The 13,044-nt window shown below is 52.9% G+C and carries 15 protein-coding genes; 9 read left to right on the plus strand and 6 right to left on the minus strand.

Annotation, left to right across the window (positions count from 1 at the left end; all coding sequences use genetic code 11):
* Nucleotides 1–14: 14 nt before the first annotated feature.
* Together ACLEJQ_RS09820 and ACLEJQ_RS09825 are read left to right on the plus strand one after the other, a co-directional pair.
* Nucleotides 15–566, plus strand: coding sequence for a cytochrome c oxidase assembly protein (locus tag ACLEJQ_RS09820; protein ID WP_440794425.1), 552 nt, complete (start codon nt 15–17; stop codon nt 564–566).
* A gap of 24 nt (nt 567–590) precedes the next feature.
* Nucleotides 591–1,478 (plus strand): cytochrome c oxidase subunit 3, encoded by an 888-nt coding sequence (locus ACLEJQ_RS09825; RefSeq protein WP_440794427.1) that lies wholly within the window; start codon nt 591–593, stop codon nt 1,476–1,478.
* 8 nt (nt 1,479–1,486) lie between these two features.
* Here ACLEJQ_RS09825 and ACLEJQ_RS09830 read toward each other — a convergent pair whose 3' ends face one another.
* Nucleotides 1,487–1,690: a twin transmembrane helix small protein gene (locus tag ACLEJQ_RS09830; protein WP_440794429.1), complete on the minus strand. Its 204-nt coding sequence runs from the start codon at nt 1,688–1,690 to the stop codon at nt 1,487–1,489.
* A gap of 70 nt (nt 1,691–1,760) precedes the next feature.
* Between ACLEJQ_RS09830 and ACLEJQ_RS09835 the strand changes: the two genes are divergently transcribed.
* From ACLEJQ_RS09835 to ACLEJQ_RS09860, 6 genes are all read left to right on the plus strand, one after another.
* Nucleotides 1,761–2,498 carry an SURF1 family protein gene (locus ACLEJQ_RS09835; protein ID WP_440794431.1) on the plus strand — a complete coding sequence of 246 codons (738 nt, stop codon included), beginning with the start codon at nt 1,761–1,763 and terminating at the stop codon, nt 2,496–2,498.
* A complete protein-coding gene (locus ACLEJQ_RS09840) occupies nt 2,464–3,057 on the plus strand; it encodes a hypothetical protein (protein ID WP_440794433.1) in 594 nt (197 codons plus the stop codon). Before ACLEJQ_RS09835 ends, ACLEJQ_RS09840 begins: the two co-directional genes overlap by 35 nt.
* A gap of 10 nt (nt 3,058–3,067) precedes the next feature.
* Nucleotides 3,068–4,147, plus strand: a complete 1,080-nt coding sequence (locus tag ACLEJQ_RS09845; protein WP_440794434.1) for a COX15/CtaA family protein — start codon at nt 3,068–3,070, stop codon at nt 4,145–4,147.
* Nucleotides 4,135–5,034, plus strand: coding sequence for a heme o synthase (gene cyoE / locus ACLEJQ_RS09850; RefSeq protein ID WP_440794436.1), 900 nt, complete (start codon nt 4,135–4,137; stop codon nt 5,032–5,034). The genes ACLEJQ_RS09845 and cyoE overlap by 13 nt, the downstream gene beginning before the upstream one ends.
* Nucleotides 5,031–5,666: an SCO family protein gene (locus ACLEJQ_RS09855; RefSeq protein WP_440794438.1), complete on the plus strand. Its 636-nt coding sequence runs from the start codon at nt 5,031–5,033 to the stop codon at nt 5,664–5,666. The genes cyoE and ACLEJQ_RS09855 overlap by 4 nt, the downstream gene beginning before the upstream one ends.
* Nucleotides 5,667–6,322: 656 nt before the next feature.
* A complete protein-coding gene (locus ACLEJQ_RS09860; RefSeq protein WP_440794440.1) occupies nt 6,323–6,685 on the plus strand; it encodes a DUF6124 family protein in 363 nt (120 codons plus the stop codon).
* A 118-nt stretch (nt 6,686–6,803) separates the two neighbouring features.
* Here the strand turns inward: ACLEJQ_RS09860 and ACLEJQ_RS09865 are convergent, their stop codons facing one another.
* Nucleotides 6,804–7,004: a hypothetical protein gene (locus ACLEJQ_RS09865; protein ID WP_440794442.1), complete on the minus strand. Its 201-nt coding sequence runs from the start codon at nt 7,002–7,004 to the stop codon at nt 6,804–6,806.
* Between the two features lie 325 nt (nt 7,005–7,329).
* Here ACLEJQ_RS09865 and ACLEJQ_RS09870 point away from each other — a divergent pair, with 325 nt between their 5' ends.
* On the plus strand, nt 7,330–7,965 hold the full coding sequence (locus tag ACLEJQ_RS09870; protein WP_440794444.1) for a hypothetical protein: 636 nt from the start codon (nt 7,330–7,332) through the stop codon (nt 7,963–7,965).
* Nucleotides 7,966–8,996: 1,031 nt separating this feature from the next.
* Here ACLEJQ_RS09870 and ACLEJQ_RS09875 read toward each other — a convergent pair.
* The 4 genes from ACLEJQ_RS09875 to ACLEJQ_RS09890 form a co-directional block, all read right to left on the minus strand.
* A complete protein-coding gene (locus tag ACLEJQ_RS09875; RefSeq protein WP_440794446.1) occupies nt 8,997–9,755 on the minus strand; it encodes a DUF6602 domain-containing protein in 759 nt (252 codons plus the stop codon).
* Nucleotides 9,756–9,900: 145 nt separating this feature from the next.
* A complete protein-coding gene (locus tag ACLEJQ_RS09880; RefSeq protein WP_440794448.1) occupies nt 9,901–10,779 on the minus strand; it encodes an SIR2 family protein in 879 nt (292 codons plus the stop codon).
* 1 nt (nt 10,780) lies between these two features.
* Nucleotides 10,781–11,794: a ParA family protein gene (locus ACLEJQ_RS09885; RefSeq protein ID WP_440794450.1), complete on the minus strand. Its 1,014-nt coding sequence runs from the start codon at nt 11,792–11,794 to the stop codon at nt 10,781–10,783.
* Between the two features lie 42 nt (nt 11,795–11,836).
* Nucleotides 11,837–12,775, minus strand: coding sequence for a hypothetical protein (locus ACLEJQ_RS09890; RefSeq protein WP_440794452.1), 939 nt, complete (start codon nt 12,773–12,775; stop codon nt 11,837–11,839).
* Nucleotides 12,776–13,044: the final 269 nt, after the last annotated feature.

Genomic DNA, 13,044 nt, shown 5'->3' on the forward strand with positions numbered 1-13,044 from the left:
AAGGAGCCGATGCCATGGCTGATTCGATTTCGCTGAAGAAACTCGTCACCCGCCTGCTGATCGTGGTGGTGGCGATGTTTGTCTTCGGCTTTGCCCTGGTGCCGATCTACGACGTGATGTGCAAGGCGTTCGGCATCAATGGCAAGACCGCCGGGCAGTACGAGGGCGAGCAGACTGTCGATGCATCACGCCAGGTGCGCGTGCAGTTTCTGTCGACCAATGCGGTGGACATGCCCTGGGACTTTTTCCCCAAGGGTGACCAATTGGTGGTCCAGCCGGGGGCAGTGAATGAAATGGTGTTCGTCGCCCACAACCCCACCGACCGACCGATGAGCGCCCAGGCGGTTCCGAGTATCTCGCCCAGCACTGCGGCAGCCTATTTCCACAAGACCGAATGCTTTTGTTTTACCCAGCAAGTGCTGCAACCCGGCGAACGCATCGAAATGCCCATGCGCTTCATCGTCGACCGGGACATGCCCAAGGAAGTGAAGCACCTGACGCTGTCCTACACGCTGTTCGATATCACCGCTCGTCATCCACCGGTGGCTTTAAACACTGAACGATAGCGTGCCCGATAAGGAGAACAATAAATGGCAACTCATGAGCACTATTACGTTCCGGCCCAGAGCAAATGGCCGATCATCGCCACGGTCGGGATGTTCGTCACGGTGTATGGGCTGGCGACTTGGTTCAACGACCTGAAAGCCGCCCGCCCGGAATCCCACGGCCCGCTGGTCTTTTTCGTCGGTGGCCTGTTGCTGGCCTACATGCTGTTCGGCTGGTTCGGCGCGGTAATCAAGGAAAGCCGCGCCGGGCTCTACAGCCCGCAGCTCGACCGCTCGTTCCGCTGGGGCATGAGCTGGTTCATCTTTTCCGAAGTGATGTTCTTCATTGCCTTCTTCGGCGCGCTGTTTTATGTGCGCCACGTCTCCGGTCCGGCCCTGGGCGGTGAAGGCACCAAGGGCCTGGCCCACATGCTCTGGCCGAACTTCCAGTTCACCTGGCCGCTGCTCAACAACCCAGACTCGAAGCTGTTCCCGCCGCCCAAGGACGTCATCAGCCCGTGGGGCCTGCCGTTGCTCAACACCGTGCTGCTGGTGAGCTCCAGCGTCACCGTGACCATCGCCCACCACGCCTTGAAAAAGGGCCATCGTGGCGCGTTGAAACTCTGGCTGGCGATCACCGTGCTGCTGGGTTGCGCGTTCCTGGCGTTCCAGGCCGAGGAATACATCCACGCCTATAAAGAGCTGGGCCTGACCTTGGGTTCGGGGATCTACGGCGCGACGTTCTTCATGCTCACCGGTTTTCACGGCGCCCACGTCACCATCGGCACGATCATCCTGTTCGTGATGCTGATGCGCATCCAGCGCGGGCACTTCGACAACGAGCATCAGTTCGGCTTCGAGGCCGCGAGCTGGTACTGGCACTTCGTCGATGTGGTGTGGATCGGCTTGTTCATCTTCGTCTACGTGCTCTGAGGCAACCGCTACCAGGGCGCATGCGATACCAACTGGCCGCTGAAGAAACCCCAGGCGATCAAGCCGACGGTGACAGCGGCCAGACTGACGCGCACCGCCAGTGCGATGACCAGCCGATTGGACTCGCTACCGTCCTTGACCAGAAAAAACAGGCCGCTGAACAGGCTCACGACGGTCGCAATCAGCATCAGGACGATGGCTGCTTTTAGCATCAGGAACACTCCGGGGGGACGCAATGCACCTGAGTATAGCTAGCTCGCTCAACGGTTTTCGGACGGCGCCATGAACGGCTTCCGGCCAGGCCTCGTGCCGTCACTGGTGGTGGCCGTGCTGGTGCCGGTGATGGTGTGCCTGGGGTTCTGGCAACTGGGCCGGGGCGAACAGAAACGCGTGCTCATGCAGACCTACGCCGAGCGCCGCGTCGCGCCGGCGTTGGACAGCACCGAGCTGCAACACACGGCCGATCCGGCGTTTCGCCCCGTGCAGCTCAACGGTCAGTTCGACGCCGAGCACAGCATCCTGTTGGACAACCGCCAGCACGACGGTAAGGTCGGCGTCGAATTGCTCCAGCCATTCCTCGACCACGCCAGTGGCCTGTGGCTGCTGGTCAATCGCGGCTGGCTGCCGTGGCCCGACCGCCGCACCGCGCCGGTCTTCGACACTCCCGAACGCCCCGTGAGCCTGCAGGCCTGGGTCTACATCGCGCCGGGCGCCACCTTCCAACTGCACGCCGACCCGGCCAACGCGCCGTGGCCGCGCCTGGTCACGGCCATCGAGCCGGACAAGCTCTGGGCCGAACTGGGCCGCAGCGGTTTCGCCTATGAACTGCGCCAGCAAAGCGGCCCCGGCGCCTACCGCACCGATTGGCCGGTGGTGAGCATGGGCCCGGAAAAACACCTCGGTTATGCCGTGCAGTGGTTCGCCATGGCGGCGGCGCTGTTCGGCCTTTTTCTTTATCTCGGATGGCATAACGCAGGGAGACACCATGGGAAGCGCCATGAATCCAACCAACACGTCTGAGGCACCCTCGGCCCACAGCCGCCGCAAGGGACGCCTGCAATTGCTGCTGATCGTGTTCGGGGTCGTCGGCCCGATGATCCTCGCCACCGGCATGTACAAATTCCAGTTCTGGGTGCCCGACAGCCGCAGCTACCACGGCGAACTGATCGGCACCGGCCAGACCCGCGCCGAGATCGGCGTGCAGGCCGATGAACAGCGCTGGCAGATCCTCGTCACCGCGCCGAAGGAATGCGCGGTGGACTGCCGGCAACTGGTCTACCTGGCCCGCCAAGTGCAGATCGGCCTAGGCCGCGACGCCGCCCGCGCCAGTCACGCCCTGGCCATCGCCCAGCCGCTGGATGCCGAGTACGACGCCCAGTTGCAACGCGAATACCCGCAACTGCAACGCTACCCGCTGGACCTGCCCGCCTATGAAAAAGGCGCCCAGGGCTCCGGTGGCGCGCAGCTGTGGATCATCGACCCCCACAGCAACCTGGTGCTGCGCTACGACGCCCGCGTCAAAGGCAAGGACCTGCTCAACGACCTGCGCCACTTGCTGAAACTGTCGAACATCGGATGAGGGCATCGACATGGCCAAACCTGGATTTCGCCTCGCGCTGTTCGCCACGCTGCTGGCACTGATCGTCGTATTGCTGGGCGCCTACACCCGGCTCACCCACGCCGGCCTCGGTTGCCCGGACTGGCCCGGCTGCTACGGTTTCATCAGCGTGCCCAAGAGCGAAGCCCAACTGGCCCATGCCGAGCTGCATTTTCCCGACGCCCCGGTGGAAGCTCATAAAGGCTGGAACGAGATGGTCCATCGTTACTTCGCCGGGACCCTGGCCTTGATGATCGTCGCGTTGGCAGCACGCTCCTGGATGAACCGGCACCGCCCGGGCCAACCATTGAAGTTGCCGCTGTTCCTGTTGGCGGTGGTGTTCGCCCAAGCCGCGTTCGGCATGTGGACGGTGACGCTCAAGCTCTGGCCGCAGGTGGTCACCGGGCACTTGCTGGGCGGCTTCGCGACCTTGAGCCTGTTGTTTCTGCTGACTCTGAGATTGTCCGGCGTACTGCCGGCACTGACCGTACCCAAGCGCCTGCAACACTGGGCCACTGCCGGGCTGTTGTTGGTGATCGGCCAGATCGCCCTGGGCGGTTGGGTCAGTTCCAATTACGCCGCCGTGGCCTGCATCGACTTCCCCACCTGCCACGGCCAATGGCTGCCGCCCGCGGATTTCGCCAACGGCTTCCACCTGACCCAACACATCGGCCCGAACTATCTGGGCGGCCAGCTCGACAGCGATGCCCGCACGGCCATCCACCTGACCCATCGCATCGGCGCTTTATTGGTGACGCTGGTACTGCTCGGCCTGGCCTGGCAATTGAAAACCGTGGGCATGACCCGGCTCGCCGGCTTGGTGCTGGCCGCCCTGGCCGCGCAGATCACCCTGGGCATCAGCAACGTGCTGTTCCACCTGCCGTTGCCGGTGGCCGTCGCTCACAACGCCGGGGGCGCCGCGCTGCTGCTGACCCTGGTGTTGGTCAATTATCACGCCCGTACAAGCCTGGTCCGGGTCAGGCATCAGGTCCCGCTGCGCTGGCGCTTCAATCCGCATAAACACAGCATCAGCCCCATCACAATAAAAGGAGAGATGCCATGGCAACCCTGACCGGTGAACGCCACAGCCGGGCGATCTGGCGCGATTACCTGGAACTGACCAAACCCAAGGTCGTGGTGCTGATGCTCATTACCTCGCTGGTGGGCATGTTCCTCGCCACCCGCGCCGGCGTGCCATGGACGGTGCTGGTGTTCGGCAACCTGGGCATCGCCCTGTGCGCCGGCGGCGCGGCGGCGGTCAACCATGTGGTGGACCGGCGCATCGACGCCGTCATGGCCCGCACCCACAAACGCCCGCTGGCCGAAGGCCGCGCCTCCCCCGCCGCCGCCCTGACCTTCGCCCTGGCGTTGGCCGTGGCCGGGCAAGCGCTGCTGCTGGCCTTCACCAACCCGCTGACCGCCTGGCTGACCCTGGCTTCCCTGCTCGGTTACGCGGTGGTCTACACCGGTTTCCTCAAACGGGCCACGCCGCAGAACATCGTCATCGGCGGCCTCGCCGGCGCCGCCCCGCCGCTGCTGGGTTGGGTCGCAGCCACCGGCCACGTCAGCGCCGAACCATTGTTGCTGGTGCTGATCATCTTCGCCTGGACCCCGCCGCACTTCTGGGCGTTGGCGATCCACCGCAAAGAAGAGTATGCGAAGGCCGACATACCGATGCTGCCGGTGACCCACGGCGAGCACTACACCAAGGTGCATATCCTGTTGTACACCCTGGTGCTGCTGGCGGTAAGCCTGATGCCCTTCGTGATCCAGATGAGCGGCATGCTCTACCTGATTTGCGCCCTGGTCCTCGGCGCCCGGTTCCTGCAATGGGCCGTGGTGTTGTACCGTGGCAGTCGGCCGCATGCCGCGATCAACACCTTCAAGTACTCTATCTACTACTTGTTCCTGCTGTTCATCGCCCTGCTTGTCGATCACTACCTACTGTTGAGCCTATGACCCGAACCCAGAAAACCGTCTTCATCCTCGTGGCCGTGATCGCGCTGATCCTCGGCCTTACCATCAACAAGGTGCTGTCGGGCAAAGGCCAGGGCGACCCGACGGCCCTGATCGACGCCGGCATCATCCTGCTGCCGCAAAGCCGTCACCTGCCGGACGTGAAAATGACCGATCAGGACGGGCAACCGGTGACCATGAACGAGCTGAAAGACAAATGGAGCCTGCTGTTCTTCGGCTACACCTTCTGCCCGGACATCTGCCCCACCACCCTCGCCCAACTGCGCCAGATCAAAAGCGAACTGCCGCCCGAGGCCGTGGTTAAACTGCAAATCGTCCTGGTCAGCGTCGACCCGAACCGCGACACGCCCAAACAACTCAAGCAATACCTAGGCTACTTCGACCCTCAATTCAAAGGCCTGACCCCGAGCTCCATCGAAGACCTGCAAAAACTGGCCAACGCCGTCAGCATCCCCTTCATCCCGGCCGACACCAGCAAACCCAACTACACCGTCGACCACAGCGGCAACCTCGTCGTCATCGGCCCCGACGGCACCCAACGCGGCTTCATCCGCGCCCCGCTGAACAACCAGAAACTGGTCGCCCAGCTGCCGGAAATGCTCAAACGCAAATAACCCCATCCATCAAGCCCACTCCCACCACCATCCCCTGTGGGAGCGAGCTTGCTCGCGATGAAATCAACACAACCCCCGTGGCGAGGGAGCTTGCTCCCGCTCGGCTGCACAGCAGCCGCAAACCCAGACAACGCGGTTTACCTGAAGAAACACAGAAGCCAGCTACACAGACCAGCAGAAGCGAGCCCCCGAGCCACAGCGGCTGGCGATAAAACCCACTATCCGCAACACCCCCGCCCCCCTGTGGGAGCGAGCCTGCTCGCGATGAAAACAACACGATTCCAACGCCAAACACCCCACCCACACCAACAAAAATCCCTTCTCCTACAGCCCCCACCTACACCCCTCCAACGCCCCACAAATCCTTGCGCCTTTGCCTACAACTACGCCAGAATCCGCCCGCTTGTGCGCCTTGTTCCTGGGTTCTATCGTTTCCTTGCCACTGCCCATCAGTGGTCGGGTTTAGTAGCCCGGTTCACACCTCGGTTGTACAAGTCTCATCAGTCAGGCATTTGCCTGTTGTTGATGGTGGCTGTGCGCATGGCGCCTTCGGGCGCGCCGGTTTTGGTGTGATTCGCCGGTCTACTAACTTGCGCACAGCTGCCACCCTTCCGTTTAGTAGCGAGATGGAGCGGCTCCTTACGAGGATCACACCAATGTTCAAAGCTACTCCGAATCCCCCAGAAGTAGACTCCACCGCACAATCTGCAAAATCCAAAGCCAAGCAGCAAGACGAAACCACCAAACGCGTGCTCGATCACTACCTGCTACCGAAGCCGGATCAATCCAAAGACGAACCGAAACCGGGGCAGATCTTCACCGTTGTGAAGGGTCTCGACAACGAATGCCTGCTCGCCAACCTCACTGAAACACTGGCTTCAGCCGATGCCATGGTTGCGGATCTGGCGTTCGACCTGAAAGGCTCGCGGCGCCATTTGGCGATGGGGATTCAGCAATTGATTGAGCTGAGTTCGTTGTTGGCGAATCAGGTGTTGGATAACGTAGATCCGCGACAATAGTATTTATTTCCCCACAAAAAACCCGACGTCTTGCGTCGGGTTTCTTGTTTTTATCCCTAGAAGCGGACGGGTAGGCTCTAAATATCCTCAGTTTCTTAAGCCTTGCCCGGTATAACGACTAAGACTTGGTCTGATCTTCGGGTGTCGTCTCGGGTTTGAGCGTAGTCTGCGCCGCACCTTTGAAATCCGGAGCTACCGCCTCCGGCTTGAGGGTGGTCTGCGCTGCGCCCTTGAAATCCGGAGTTACCGCCTCCGGCTTGAGCGTAGCCTTCGCCGCGCCTTTAAAACCCACATCAACCTTCTTGTCTTTTGAGCTCATGACTTTGCACTCCGATGCAGTGAATGAATCCAAAAAGTGCCGGACTCGGCCCTATCTGACCACTGTAAGAACTGTCAGTTTTTTATACTGTTTTCGAACTCACCCGTTCTGCGAACTTCCATAAAGCCATACTCCTTGAGGCCAATGCGAGCCTGCTCGCGATGAAACCAACGCGGTTCCAGAGTCTGTCATCTTTAAACGGATATAACATCTTAATATCTCAAAGCGTCTTGACCGGTAAATTTCCCCATCCCCTTTGTGTAGGTACAGGCCTAAACCGTCAGCAATGGCAGCTCGACAGCTCTACTTTCAAACGATAATCTCCATGGAGCGCTTGGCTTGCCAATCTCAAAGAAGCGACTCCACAGAGTTAGAATTAGGTGAAGATATGAAATTTGAAACAACATTTGAAGTCGATCTAAATGTAGAAGAATTAGCCGACACCGAAATTTTGATTGCTGCTGCTGAAACAGAAGACGAAATGGGATGCGTGCTACGCTTTCACCTTATGCTAGAACGATTGCTCACGTTCTATTTGAAAGAAAAATGTAAAGGCGAAATCGCCGTCTACGCAAAACTGCCAAGAGATTTTGGACATAAATTAGGATTAGCTGCTGCATTCGGTTTACCGCTACAGATCGCTGCCGTAATTCATCATGTTAACGGCATGCGCAACAAATTAGCTCATGGGAGGAGGAGCACAATTGATCAGGGTGACGCTCAGCAGCTATCGAGACTCGTAAATTCCATGTCAGCTATCGAACCTGAGTTTCATCCAGTGGAAAAAAGATACATCACCATTCATTCAGTGAATCCAGATATAAAAATCAGATATGGGTCCGAAGTCCGCACTGACTTCTTAATCGCAAGCCTTGCATTTTGGGCCGTCTCGACAAAAGCCCTAATCATGGAAGCCGCATTAAATAAAAGAGTGTCAACTCAGGAAACAAATACCCCTTAATAACGCAACAAGTGAAATTGTCACACCTTCAATTTCAACTATTAATTCTGTTAGCTTTATTGCTTGGATATACCTATGATTGCTCACCAAAAATATGATCCATATCATCTGCCTTGAAATGCCAAATATTGACGATAGACCTTGCTTCAGATTGATCAACAATACTCGCAGCGTGGGAAAAGGTAGCAGCGTATAGATGGATGAAATGCGCCATTATATGAACGCTGATCTGTAGCCCCGCTTCGCTCATTGTGCCTGTATAGAAAGTTCTTGAGCTTGGCCAATTTCATTGCGCTAATGTAATTACTATGCGAATAGCCACAAAGATATCCATATACATTATCAAAATACCTTCGGTGAAAGCCTGCTCGCACAGCCTCTTCACCCCAAGACCAGCTTACGCGCCATTTACCTTTCAGAAGCTGAGCTTGCTCCTTGAGCGAATACTTTGTGAAATGCTCGGATGACTGTATAAGTGGTAACAGTTCCGCTTTTTGTTCACGTGCAGAAGCCTGCTTCGCACGACCCTCGGCAGTCGATGCGGTGTGCTGCACCCTGTCATGTAGACCCGCGTATTGTCATATGCGATGCCGGAATCTTGACAGTTCCAGATCCCCACCAAATAACCAATGTAGCGTGAGGAATGTTTCGATAGATGCTCGTGCAAGAATTGAAACTGACCCTTGGTCAAATAAATTCATAAGCCGACCCGTTATTGCTTTGAAACAAACAACCCGTCGAGATGACCTTGGTTGAACACAGCTGCCTAAAGAGCTTTATAGAGAGTGTCTGAATGTCGTTCAAAAAAACCATCTCCGGTTCGACCGACATATTTAGCCGCGAATTTATGACAAGGACCATCAATTCCATCAACGAATCGAAATCCTGACCGAAGTTTCTTGGGAACGCAGTCATTTCATACCCCATCCTTTCCTGTTTGTTTTCCCTTCAGACTATGTACCGCTTTACGGTACGTCACTCTCTTTCGATTGGCTCTATTATTTTTCAGTGGAGCATGCAACATATCTGTATTACTGACCAGACTTTTTCAGTGCAGAACGTATGACATCATCAACATTAATATATATTCCAGGATTAAACGGCCTGATTGCAGTCTCCTCACTTGATAGTGTATTCATTAAACCAGTAATAAACATACCGAACTCAAAAAAAGGAGGAAAATCACTATTAGCCTCAAGGCCATACCAGTCTCTAGACGCGAAGTCATAATACCAGTAACCTTTACCTAAAACGCATAGGACCGTACAAGGTGGGCACTCATCTTGAGTGTGTCTTTTATAGCGATCTATTTCAGAACTAGTTATATCGCTATTGAATGCAAGAAGAACAGTAGCAGGCAAGGCACCACCTTTCACAGACCCATCGATTTCCCTTCTAGGAAATGACAATAGATTGCTTACGGACCTGAATTTCTTATTTGCATCTCTTATTTCGCGAGAGCTAAGAGTCGACTTCACCTCGAATACATAACGGACACATTCGACGGGATACAAACCAAGGTCCCTGCCTACTAGAATAGGAGGGGCCACCTTTCTATGGTAAATAATCAAGTCAAGTTGATCGCTTAGCCCTTGAAATGAGTCAATGACTTTTCCTGTTCCACACTGGTAACTTTGCGTAAGAAACGGTTCGATGCATTCCTTCGCTGCTATCTCGCGTATTTCCCCTTCAATACCATGATGTCCTATTCCGGACGCTAAGCTATCCGCATTTATTTTAGCTGATGCTATCCGATTAACGATATAATCAAAATGCTTAGTTGTTCTCATTGATACTTATCCAAAGTTATCACTAGGAACCTAAATTAGTCCCCTTTTTGGTAGACTATCTTCGATAGATCACTTCTGGCCGAAAGCTGTGTTGCACGATTGCCTGCTTTCGGCCAATTGCATAAGTAGAAAAAATTTCGCCGTATTACCATGCTTGATTTTTACTCAACTCAATTCTTTCAAGCTCGACCAACTCCTTTAACGAGTCCAGTTCTTTTGACAAATTTGCATGATCTTTAGTGGCTGCATATTCTATAAAGTTTATCTTTAGTGAATCACTCAATACAGACTTAACTTCCGAACAGAAATTTTTTGAAGCCGTAACAAAATAATGACTCTGCCCATAAGGATGTCTATATCGATAATTTTCTAATAACGATCTAATATCTGGGTCGCTAACACCACAACCAACAAAAATGAACGTGTGGGTTCGAAGAAGTGCATCTAGAAGCTCATAGAACTGACTGTGTAAATTGCGTGCTTTAGCATAATCGGTTCTCGTAAAAATCAGTTTATTTGGTGAGGAAATCGTCCCGTGACTTTTTATCAGAACTCGTTCGTGCCTACGCAAACAATCTGCAATATCATCGTCATGATATATTTTTGTAGTTAAAGCGCCAGCTCCACGCTCCCCCGCTGCGGTTTCGTAAATGCTATCAAAATTCGGAGTTATCGCAATACGCAAATCCAAGTTGAATAGCGTCTTATGTATTGGAGCCGCCTTGAAGTCCGGAGTATGAAATCGAGACTTTACTAAGTTAGTAAACTTCTCTTGTTTGATTTCGTTTCGTATTACCTCGGCGGCAGTCAAATAGTCCCCAGCTTTGATGAGCGCATTTATTTCCTTTACAATCTTCTTACTAGGAGCACCTATTTGCCCCGCAGCTTCAACTAAAAAACTTGCCCAACTGGGAGGCCTGACACCATCATTCCCCGAAGAGTTCATAGACACTCCCGCACCAAAAAAGAGCACGCAGCGTCTGCAAGCAATAGAATGAACCAGCTCCTTAGGCCAAATAGACATTTTAAATAATCTCGTCCATATTTAAGCTTAGACTAGCAGCAATGTCGGATATAACTTTTTCAAATTGCTTGACCTTGTCAAAGTGCGCGCCCACGACTCCATCCGCGGACTTTAGCATAAATATTGGCTTGGTTGATGTTTGAGCCATGGGAACCAAGCTGCTAAAGTATGGGATTTCACCGAGTTTATACTCTAAGCTTTGGCCTTGATTTATTTTCTCTATTAGACTTTTCCTAATTGCAGGGCCGATACGTTTAATTATTTTCTCATAGGCATCGACGGGTTGTTTTTTTCCCGCGACAGTTTTGGCGGTGTATTGTTGAGTGACATACCCGAGGAATTTAATTCCTTGAGGATTCCTTCGATGCAGACCATCAAAGAGAAAATCTTCATTATTATCCTCCTTATAACTCGTAAGACCACGCTCTAAGCCTTTGGTCCAGCTGGTGATCGCAACTTCGATATTCTGTAGGCCGCGCAGACTGAAGATGTCGGATGACATGGGAAGAATAAAGTAGTCGCAAGATAAAAGAACGGTACGATTTATCGCGCCGAGAGAGGGCCCTATATCAAAAAACACATAATCATATTTTTTATTTGAAGCCCACTCGAGAAGCGCCCTAAAAAGAAATGTAGTCTTTAGGCCGCGCTCCTGCCCACTAGTCGCATCTACCCAGTCTTTCGCCAAAAAATCTTCCGCCAGAGAGAATCTAGGGTCGCCGGGTACAACATCGACGCCAAATGATTCACTTCTCTTAATTGGTATCTCGGAATAACCTTTTGATTTTTTCAAAGAAGTTACCAATTGATTTATTGTTTCCCCATCCTTAGATGAGGAATATAAATCATCAAGTATTTTCTCTTTAAACATATAAGCGGTAGCATTGCATTGCGGGTCGGCATCCACCACGAGAACTTTTTTGCCGCCTCTTAAAGCGTAATGTGCAGCTAGATTACAAAGAAGAGTCGTTTTCCCTACTCCGCCTTTATTATTAAAAACGCAGAAAGCCTTCATACAGCATCCCTTAATGTAAGAACCAGCCAGACTCAATCTCGATTAAGCACGTAATAGCTGACGAATTTTTGCCACCCATTTTTTATCATGAATCACTCTTGAGTGTTCGTACTCGCCATTTATGATTTCTTCTTTTGAAAGCGATGAAAGCTTCTCCCAGTCGCTGCCAAATACGTATGTAGCATTATTTAGATGTATACTCTCTAAAAAATACAGATTTCTGGAAGTGAAGCCATAGACAAAATAACCGGAGTAACCACCGCGCCCAGTTGCTAGGAAATCTGGCTCATATTTGGATATCTCTCGCATTCTATGCTCAATGACGCCTTTTTCAGATTGGCTGAGCTTTGTTAAGAATGGAGTCACAATGCTAGAGGCCTTACTCCAGGGGTATTTACCTTTGGGTAGTACTTCCCATTGGAGCTGACGCGTTGATACGCCTGAGATCTTATGTTTAGATATGTCGAACACTTCAAATTCGCCGAAATACTCCAAGAACAAATTAGCCAGATGAGCAATTGGTTCTGGATTACTTAATAGATCCATCTGGCGCGATGCGACATATATCATTCCATCAATATTTTTAAGCGATAGCTTTTCGGAAGGTGGAGAAATAAACTCTATGGGGTAGACATCCATAGTACGATGTTGGATTCCATCATGTTCTTTCCCATGCCAGTCTTTCCATGTGCGATACTGAGGTATCAATTTTTTTATTAATGGAAGATCTTTTCTCTTGATTTCTTTCCCGCTGACATTAAAGCTTGATACTTTTCCGATAGCTGAAGCGAGAATTGAGTCACCATCATTCTTAAGAAAATTAATACCAATTTCCTTTTGTCGAGCAACAGGTATTGCAGTTAACTGAGCTACGAACATCACATGATTTGCACCTTTCGCCTCAGCTATTAGGCGCGCGATACCCCTAATCGACTGTCCCTTGATCATTACGTCTCCCTCAGTGCTGTTCTCAATTTTCAAGGTAGCATCCTGACATCATAGTAGAAAGCCAGCAATGCGAGGATTTAATAGGTAGGAGCAAACGTAGATGCAGTTTTTACGGGCGTCTGCTATTGGCCGAATACCGAGACCTTTAGCTCTGGAGCAATAGCCTAGAAGGCGCTGTGGATACGAACGGATCGACTGTTTTGGGTCTGCTCCGCACCCCAGCGGGGATAAATCCCCTCGCCACAGAGTTTTGTGTGTTGGCTGCGTAGCATTTGGAGCTGTGGGCCTTTTATGAGTGCTTC

This window comes from Pseudomonas sp. SMV71 (assembly GCF_052042015.1).
GTDB lineage: Bacteria > Pseudomonadota > Gammaproteobacteria > Pseudomonadales > Pseudomonadaceae > Aquipseudomonas.